Origin of the sequence: Citrobacter sp. Cpo045 (assembly GCF_030332875.1) — a bacterium.
GTDB classification, from domain to species: Bacteria; Pseudomonadota; Gammaproteobacteria; order Enterobacterales; family Enterobacteriaceae; genus Citrobacter; species Citrobacter portucalensis.
Window position 1 is genome coordinate 1 of sequence record NZ_JAOWGZ010000003.1, and the last position, 262, is coordinate 262.

Annotated in this window: 1 protein-coding gene; it reads left to right on the forward strand. The window is 54.6% G+C overall.

The annotated features are described in order from the left end of the window. Positions 1–262, forward strand: a 262-nt coding sequence (locus OGY13_RS00010; RefSeq protein WP_286637505.1) for a DDE-type integrase/transposase/recombinase, incomplete at both ends; no start/stop codon positions are given.

Sequence of the window (262 nt, forward strand, 5' to 3'; positions counted from 1 at the left end):
CGCGGGCACGTAAAGGCGAGGCCAGTATCGTGTCGCCCAACAGGCTCCAGCGACAGTTCAATCCGGATGCTCCGGATGAGCGTTGGGTAACGGACATAACCTACATCAGGACCCACGAAGGCTGGCTGTATCTTGCCGTTGTTGTTGATCTGTTCTCACGCAAAATTATCGGCTGGTCCATGCAATCCCGGATGACAAAGGACATTGTCCTGAACGCACTGCTGATGGCTGTATGGCGGCGTAATCCCCAAAAACAGGTGCT